This is a genomic window from Streptomyces sp. NPDC037401 (genome assembly GCF_055602345.1).
On record NZ_JBVJWO010000007.1, the window covers coordinates 116,440 to 124,611 of the forward strand.

6 protein-coding genes are annotated in these 8,172 nt (G+C 73.3%); 1 reads left to right on the plus strand and 5 read right to left on the minus strand.

What is annotated here, in order from left to right; all coding sequences use genetic code 11:
* Window positions 1-123 precede the first annotated feature (123 nt).
* From ACZ7H1_RS08875 to ACZ7H1_RS08895, 5 genes are all read right to left on the minus strand, one after another.
* Complete coding sequence (locus ACZ7H1_RS08875) at window positions 124-1,653, minus strand: nucleobase:cation symporter-2 family protein (RefSeq protein WP_470784938.1); 1,530 nt, start codon at window positions 1,651-1,653, stop codon at window positions 124-126.
* Between the two features lie 508 nt (window positions 1,654-2,161).
* Window positions 2,162-2,833, minus strand: coding sequence for a response regulator transcription factor (locus ACZ7H1_RS08880; RefSeq protein WP_470784939.1), 672 nt, complete (start codon window positions 2,831-2,833; stop codon window positions 2,162-2,164).
* Window positions 2,830-4,080 (minus strand): sensor histidine kinase, encoded by a 1,251-nt coding sequence (locus ACZ7H1_RS08885; RefSeq protein ID WP_470785159.1) that lies wholly within the window; start codon window positions 4,078-4,080, stop codon window positions 2,830-2,832. Before ACZ7H1_RS08885 ends, ACZ7H1_RS08880 begins: the two co-directional genes overlap by 4 nt.
* A gap of 26 nt (window positions 4,081-4,106) precedes the next feature.
* On the minus strand, window positions 4,107-6,188 hold the full coding sequence (locus ACZ7H1_RS08890; protein WP_470784940.1) for an MMPL family transporter: 2,082 nt from the start codon (window positions 6,186-6,188) through the stop codon (window positions 4,107-4,109).
* A 192-nt stretch (window positions 6,189-6,380) separates the two neighbouring features.
* Entirely contained in the window at window positions 6,381-7,076 is a 696-nt protein-coding gene (locus ACZ7H1_RS08895; RefSeq protein ID WP_470784942.1) for a TerB family tellurite resistance protein, read from the minus strand.
* Window positions 7,077-7,282: 206 nt separating this feature from the next.
* On the opposite strand from ACZ7H1_RS08895, the gene ACZ7H1_RS08900 reads away from it, so the two are divergent.
* Window positions 7,283-8,041, plus strand: coding sequence for an SDR family NAD(P)-dependent oxidoreductase (locus ACZ7H1_RS08900; protein ID WP_470784944.1), 759 nt, complete (start codon window positions 7,283-7,285; stop codon window positions 8,039-8,041).
* Window positions 8,042-8,172 lie beyond the last annotated feature (131 nt).

Genomic DNA, 8,172 nt, shown 5'->3' on the forward strand with positions numbered 1-8,172 from the left:
GACGAAAAACCCCCCCCCCTCCCTCCCCCCCCCCCCCCCCCCCCCCCCCCCCCCCCTCCCCCACCCCCCCCCCCCCCCCCCCCCCACCCCGCCCGGCCCCGACACCCCTTGGGAGGTGCAGGTTCAGGCGGTCGGCGCCGGGGCGGCCTCGCCCTCGTCCGAATCCGCCGCCTGCGCCGGGACGACTGCCGGGGACTCGGTGCGGTCGGCGGGAGCGGCCTCCGCGGCCGGTTCGCCGGCCGGGGACGGGGTGACGGCCGCGGGGGCGGCCGCCTCGGGAGCCCGGTCCTTGCCCAGCCCGTTGAAGATCAGGTTGAGGACGATGGCGGCCGTGGCGCCGAGGGTGACGCCGCTGTTGAGCAGCGAGGACAGGTCGGCGTTCATGTACTTGGCGCTGAAGAACACCGGGACCGTGGCGGGCAGCAGGGCGAAGGCCAGCGAGACGCCCACGACCAGCGCGTTCTTCTCCTCCTTGAGGTCGACCTTCGCGAGCGTCTGGATGCCGGCGAGGGCGACCATGCCGAACATGACGGTCGCGGCGCCGCCGAGGACCCCGTGCGGGACGGAGGCGACGATCGCCGCGGCCTTCGGGAGGAGCCCCAGGACGATCATGAAGACGCCCGCGGCCACGACCACGAAGCGGCTCTTGACCTTGGTCATGCGGACCAGGCCGACGTTCTCGGCGAAGGCCACGTACGGGAAGGAGTTGAGAACGCCGCCGAGGGCGGTGGCGGCGCCGTCGGCACGCAGGGCGCGCGCCACGGTCTCGCTGTCGACCTCCTTGCCGACGATGTCGCCGACCGCGTAGGTGTCACCGGTCGTCTCGACCATGGTGATCAGCATGACGATGAGCATGAGGAGGATCGGGAACCACTCGAACTTCGGGACGCCGAAGTGGAAGGGGGTCGTGACGCCGATCCAGTCGGCGTTGTCGACGTTCCCGAACTTGGCGTCTCCGAGGAGGAAGGCGACGACGGTGCCGCCGACCAGGCCGAGGAGGATCGCGATGCTGGACAGGAACGGCTTGCCGATCTTCATCAGGACGAGGATGAAGAGCATCGTGCCGCCGGCGTAGGCGAAGTGCTTGGGGTCGCCGAAGTCGGGGCTGCCGAGGCCGCCCGCGGCGTCGTTGAGCCCGACGGGCAGGAGCACGATGCCGAGGACCGTGATCACCGTGCCGGTCACGACCGGCGGGAAGAGCCGCATGACGGTGCGGAAGGCCTTGGCGGGCAGCCAGGCGAAGGCGAAGGTCGCCAGGCCGGCGGTGATGACGGCGCCGTAGATGGCCAGGAGGGCGGCCGTGCCGCCGCCGGCACCGAGGCCGATGGCGATCATCGGGGACACCGCGGTGAAGGTGACGCCCTGGATCAGCGGGAGTCGCGCGCCGATCCGGCCGATGCCCCACGCCTGGATGATCGAGGCGATGCCGCAGGTGAAGAGGTCCGCGTTGATCAGGTAGACCAGCTGTTCGGGGCTCAGCTTCAGCGCACTGCCGACGATGATCGGGACGATCACCGCGCCGGCGTAGAAGGCGAGTACGTGCTGGAAGCCGTACAGCGCGAGCTTGGGAAGGGGGAGCACCTCGTCGACCGGGTGCGTGCTGGGCTTTCCTGTGTTCGCGTTGTCGGAAAGCCGGGCGGCGACACGTGCCATCTCTGCCTTGCCCTTCAAGAGGTAGGTAAGTGAGAGGAGATCTGGTTATCCCTGCTCCGGCGGCGCTGGCGGTCAGGGTTGTCAGTGCAGTCACGTGAATCGAAGCCCCGCTGTGTTACCAGCAGCGTCTCGTCGTGTGACCGAAATCAAACGCCCGTGACCCGCCTCACGAACATCGTCGACTTCTACAAATTGTTGAGGCTGGGGGAATGCGGCTTTGTCGCTTCGCACAGTGGCGGCGAGGGCTGCGGATGGCTATGGCGCGAGGGCCGCAGCGGCACCGGATTCACCCTGCGCGGGAGCGAAGGATCGGCTGCCGCAAGGGCTCCGACCAGCCACTCGCCGCGTTCCGGGCCGCGAAGGGGAACGCCGTGTGAATCCTTCGTGAAGGGCGACGGGAGGGCCGGTGCGAGCGTCTGGGAACGATCGATTCCGGACAGTTTTCCGGGCTCAGAGGGACCCGGGAACCGCCCGCGACGCGAAATCGTTACCTGCTCCCGGCCCGTCCTCAGTCCTCGCCCGCGACCACGAGCCCCGATTCGTATGCGGCGATGACCAGCTGCGCCCGGTCCCGGGCGTCCGTCTTGCCCATGATCCGGCTGACGTGCGTCTTCGCGGTCAGCGGGCTCAGCCCCAGCGCCTCCCCGATCTCGGTGTTGTTCAGCCCCCGGGCCACCAGCGTCAGAACCTGGCGCTCGCGCTCCGACAGCAGCGCCGCGGCGCCCGCCGCAGGGCCCGGCGGCCGGGCCGGGGAGCGCAGCACCCGGGCGATCAGCCGGGCCGTCGGCCCCGGCGAGAGCAGCGACTCCCCCGCCGCCACGGTGCGGATCGCGGCCAGCAGGTCCGCCGGCCTGGTGTCCTTGACCAGGAAGCCCGAGGCACCCGCCCGCAGCGCTTCCAGCACGTGCTCGTCGGTGTCGTACGTCGTCAGGACCAGTACCTTCACCCCGGCGAGGTCCTCGTCGGCGGCGATCAGTCGGGTGGCCTCGATGCCGTCGGTCTCCGGCATCCGGATGTCCATGACGACCACGTCGGCCCGTTCCGTACGGGCGAGTTCGACGGCCTCCGCGCCGTCGCCCGCCTGGCCGACGACCTCCATGTCGCGGGCCGACTCCACCAGCATCGCGAACGCCGCCCGCACCAGCCGCTGGTCGTCCGCCAGCAGCACCCGGATCGTCACGACAGCCCCTCCCTCTCCTGCAACGGCAGTACGGCGGCCACCAGGAACCCGCCCCCGGGACCGGGGCCCGCGGAAAGCGAGCCGCCCGTACTCCGGGCCCGTTCCCGCATCCCGATGATGCCGAACCCCGCCGGGCCCGCGTGCGGGACCGGGCCCGGCCCGTCGTCGGCGACCGACACCCGCAGCCGCCCGTCGGCCGGCTCCACGGTCACCCGTACCGACACCGCGGGCCCGGCGTGCCGGACGGCGTTCGTCAGCGCCTCCTGGACGATCCGGTACGCCGCCGCGCCCACCGCGGGGGCCACCCGGCCCTCCGGCGTCCGTACGGTCAGCGCGACCCGCGCCCCGGCCGACTCGGCGGCCCGTACGAGCGAGGGCAGCGCCGCGAGGTCCGGCAGCGGGCCCTCCTCCCCCGCCGCGACCTGGCCGTCGCGCAACACCTCCAGCGTGCCCCGCAGTTCGGTACGGGCCTCCCGGCAGGTCTGCGCGATCTCGTCCAGCGCCCTGGCGACCGCCTCCCGGTCCAGCCGCTCCGGATCGGCCACCAGGACGTGCGCGGCGACGGCGGTCTGCACGCCGATCAGCGTGATGCTGTGGGCCAGCAGGTCGTGCAGGTCGCGCGCGATGCGCAGGCGCTCCTCCGCGACCCGGCGGGCGGCCTCCTCCTCCCGGGTGCGCTCGGCCCGCTCCGCGCGCTCCACGATCGAGGCGACGTACTGCCGGTAGATCCGCACGTCCTCGCCGACGAAGAGGGGGACCAGGATCCAGCCGGTGATGCTGAGCAGTTCGAGGCCCTCGTGCTTGTCGGTGCCGAGGATCGCGCCGAGGACGACCGCGACGACTCCGGCCGCGACCAGCGCCGTGCGCTTCGGCCGGCCGGTGGCGGCCACGGTGTACAGGGCGATGAGGGTCTGGCCCATCAGGGCGCTGTGGGCGTTGTCGAGCAGGTGGTACGGCAGCGCGCAGGCGACCAGCCCCAGCAGGGCGGCAAGCGGGGCGTACCTGCGCATGACCACCGGCACGCAGCTCGCGGCGATCAGGATCCACCCGAGGGTGTCGGGGACCCGCCCGTCGTCGGTCCACAGCGCGAGCACCACGGACAGCGCACCGGCGCCCCCCGCGAGGAGGGCGTCGGTGCGCAGCCGGTGCGGTGCGGACATGGGATCGCGGTTGACGGCCGCGAGGATGCGCGCGCTGCGGCTCGCGGGCCCCCCGGCCGGTGTGCTGGTCGCCGTCACGGGGTCCATGGTCCGTGTCACGTCGTACGGCGCCGTCAGCGGGTCCGGCCGAGCGGGCCGGGCCACCAGACCCGGTGGCCGAGGGCGACGCTCGCCGAGGTGACCAGATAGGTCCGCACGAGGAAGGTGTCGAGGAGCACGCCGACGGCGATCACGAAGCCCAGCTCGACCAGTCCCGCCAGCGGCATGCTGATCAGCACCGCGAAGGTGGCGGCCAGCACCAGCCCGGCGGAGGCGACGACACCACCGGTGGTGCGCAGGGCGGTCAGTGCGGCCTCTGCGGGCGGGGCTCCGGCCAGGGACTCCTCGCGCATCCGGTGCATCAGGAAGATGCCGTAGTCCACACCGAGGGCGACGAGGAAGACGAAGGACAGCAGCGGGATGCCCGGGTCGGTGCCCTTGAGGCCGAGGACGGGCTCGAAGACGAGGCCCGCGAGGCCGAGGGAGGCGCCCCAGACGGCGATGACGGCGGAGACGAGCAGCAGTGGGGCGACCAGGCTGCGCAGCAGCAGGACGAGGACGAGCAGGACGGCCAGCACGACGAGCGGGACGACCCATTTGAGGTCGCGGGCGTTGGTGGTCTCCAGGTCCATCTGCTGGGCGCTGGGTCCGCCGACATAGGCCCCGGTCTCCCCGTCCAGCGCGGTCCGCAGGGCCCGGATGACGGTCTGCTCCGCCTTCGACTCGGGCGGGGCGGCGGCGGTGACGGACAGTTCGCTCCATCCGGCGCCGGTGCGGCCCGGCCGGACGTCCGTCACGCCCGCCACGGCCGCGATGCGTGCGCGCACCCCGCCCGCCTCCGCGGCCGGTGCGACGACGGTGATCGGCTGGGTGCCCTGCTCGGGGAAGGCCTTGCCCAGGGTCTTCACGGCCTCGACGGACTCGGGCCTGGTGGTGAAGAAGTCCTCCTGCCGGATCGGTCCGGGCAGGTTGAACGCGCCCAGGGCCAGGGCCCCGAGCAGTACCCCGCCGGTGACGAGCACGGCGACCGGCCGGCGGCCGGCGGAGCTGCCCATGGCGGCGAAGAGGGACCTCCGCTGCCGGGGTTCGCTGCCGTAGGCGGGCACGAGCGGCCAGAAGACCCGGCGGCCCAGCAGGACCAGCAGCGCGGGCAGCAGCGTGGTCATCGCCGCGAGCGCGCAGACCACGCCGACCGCGGCGATGGGCCCCATGCCCCGGCTGCTGTTGAGGTCCGCGGCGAGCAGGCAGAGCATGCCCGCGGCGACCGTGCCGGAGGAGGCGAGGACGGCGGGTCCGCAGCCGCGCAGGGCGTTGGCCATGGCGTCGTACGGGCGCGGGGTGCGGCGCAGCTCCTCGCGGTACCGGGAGACCAGCAGCAGGGCGTAGTCCGTTCCCGCGCCGAAGACGAGGATGGTCATCACGCCCGCGCTCTGGCCGGTGACCGTGACGTCGAAGGCCTGGTGGAGGCCGTATACGACGGCCATGGAGAGCACGTCGGCGATGCCGGCGACGATCAGCGGGACCATCCACAGCAGCGGGCTGCGGTAGATGAGGACGAGCAGGATCGCGACGACGGCGACGGTGGTGTAGAGCAGCGGGCCGTTGAGGGCTTCGAAGACCTCCTCGCTGTCGACCATGAGTGCGCCGGTGCCGCCGACGGCGGCGGTCAGTCCGTCCGTGCCGCGTACGGTCTCCCGGACCTCGGCCACGAACTGCTTGCGGGCCTCCTTGTCCTGGCCGGGCGCCGTGCTGGAGACCGGGTAGAGGAGGGTGGTGCCGTCGCGGGAGGGCACGGCCTGCGGCACCGCGGAGAGGCGGTGGGCGCGGGTGATGCCGTCGAGCTGGCCGGCGGCCGCTGCGCGGTCGGCGGCGGTGAGGCCGCCCGGCCGGTGGTACACGACGACCAGGTCGGTCGACTCGCCGCCGGGCAGGCGGTCCTGGATCCGCGCCACCTGCGTGGAGTCGGCGTTGCCGGGCAGGTAGTCGACGGCCCGGTCCTGCTGGACGCCGCCCAGCTTCCCCGAGAAGACCACCGCGATCGCGACGATCACGGCCCAGGCGCCGAGCACCCCCCAGGGCACGGCCCGGGTACGGCGGCCCGCGGGCGGGCGCGGGCTGGTGCTGGGTGGTGGTGCGGTGTGCGCGGTGGCCGCCATCGCGGGCTCCCCTTCCGGCCGGTCATCTGGACGACTCCAGACTTCCGGCGGGAAGGGCCCGGCACGTCGGGCCGGCGGCGGAGAAGGCGCCTACGCCGGGGGGCGGCCCGGCGGGGCCCGTACTCCCGCGGGACTACGGGCCTGGGGTACGCACCGGGATACGCACCGGGGACGCAGCAGCGGGACCGGGACCTACGAAGGGGTGCGGGGGGCCGCTGCGAGGAGGCGGCTGACGTCGTCGGTCGCCAGCCGCAGGGCGCTGCCGACCGTGAGCAGGACGTCGCGCTCCGCCGGGCTGTAGGGGCCGTCGGACAGGGCGATCCGGGCCCCCTGGAGGAGAATCGATTCGCGGCCGGCCGGGGCGAGGTGGGGCGACAACGGCTCCAGGGCCTCGTGGAGTTCGATCGAGAGGGCCGCGCCGAACATGTCCGCGGACAGCCGGCCCGGGTCGGCGGCGATCGCGTCGACGACCGACGACAGCTCCTCCTCCGTACAGTCCTCGAAGCCGGCCGCGCGGACCGCACCGACCGCGGCTTCCAGGGCCGCGGGGGACGCCGTACCGCCCGCGGCGAGGACCGCGAGGACCACCGTGTGGACGGCGTCGCGGAGCATCGCCGAGAAGCGCGTGCTGGTGGGGTGGTCCAGGACGTCCGTACCGAACCGGTCGCCGCACGAGCCGCACTCGACGACCGGGCCCGCCTGCCCGCGCGGGACCAGCGGGACCCCGACGAGGGTGAAGCGGCGGCGGCCGGTCCGGCGGCGGTAGTTGCGGTCCCCGCCGCATCCCGGGCAGAAGAACTCGCCGTCTCCCACGGTGCTCCACGTGGTACGGATGCCCCACACGGACCACGTGCGGTTGCGGCCGGTCTCACCCCGAGCAGGCAGCACGTCCCACCTCCGTATCGCCCCCGTTGCCCCGCGGACACACGGAGGGAGCCCCACGGCAACATCGCCGCGCTGGCGTGATGTTAGCCACAGCGGTGTGGCGGTGGCAGCCCTGTGACGAGACATCTCCCCCGCCCCGACGGGAGTTGGCCGATAGTGCGCCCCTGCGCGCCCCTGTGCGCGCCCCCACTCCCCCTACGGTGGGCGGCGTGAACGACAAGTCCTGTCTGGTGACCGGTGCCGCGAGTGGAATCGGCCGGGCGACGGCCCTGCTGCTGGCCCGCGAGGGGGCCGGGGTCACCGCCTCCGACGTGAACGCCGCGGGTCTGACCGCCCTGCGCGCCGAGCTGGCGGCCGAGGGGATCCCCGTCGAGACCGTGACGGGCGACGTCTCCGACCCGGCCGACAACCGCCGCATGGTCGAGGCGGCCGTACGGGCCTTCGGGCGGCTCGACGTGGCCGTGGCGAACGCCGGCGTGCTCCCGCTGTCCGACGTCCGGGAGACCACCCCCGAGGACTGGGACCACGTCATGGCGATCGACGGCCGCGGCATGTTCCTGACCTGCAAGTACGCCATCGAGGCCATGATCGTCCAGGAGCATCCGGGCGGGGCGCTGGTGTGCGTGTCCTCGATCTCCGGAGTCGCCGGCCAGGCCCGCCAGGCCGCGTACGGCCCTGCCAAGTTCGTGGCGTCCGGGCTGACCAAGCACCTGGCCGTGGAGTGGGCCGCGCACGGCATCCGCGTCAACGCCGTGGCGCCCGGAACCATCCGTACGGAGCGGGTGCTCGCGCTGGCCGACGAGCCGGGCGGGCCGGAGTATCTGGCCGAGATGTCCCGCGCCCACCCCATGGGGCGGATCGGGGAGCCCGCGGAGGTGGCGCGGGCGATCGCCTTCCTGGCCTCGGACGCGGCCTCCTTCATCACCGGGGCGGTGCTCCCCGTCGACGGCGGATATCTGGCGCAATAGCGCGGGGCCCCGCACCCCCCCCGGGGGGGGGGGGGGGCCCGCCGGGGGGCGCGGCGGGGTGCGGGAAAAACGCGGTTTGCCTCGAGAGAAGAGACCTCCCCCACAGAACCATGGGTTTTTTGTTTCTCTCT

Bases quoted from the DNA above. Each gene is read 5' to 3' on its own strand.
- ACZ7H1_RS08875 (WP_470784938.1), bottom strand. From the start codon at position 1,653: ATGGCACGTGTCGCCGCCCGGCTTTCCGACAACGCGAACACAGGAAAG.
- ACZ7H1_RS08885 (WP_470785159.1), bottom strand. From the start codon at position 4,080: ATGGACCCCGTGACGGCGACCAGCACACCGGCCGGGGGGCCCGCGAGC.
- ACZ7H1_RS08890 (WP_470784940.1), bottom strand. From the start codon at position 6,188: ATGGCGGCCACCGCGCACACCGCACCACCACCCAGCACCAGCCCGCGC.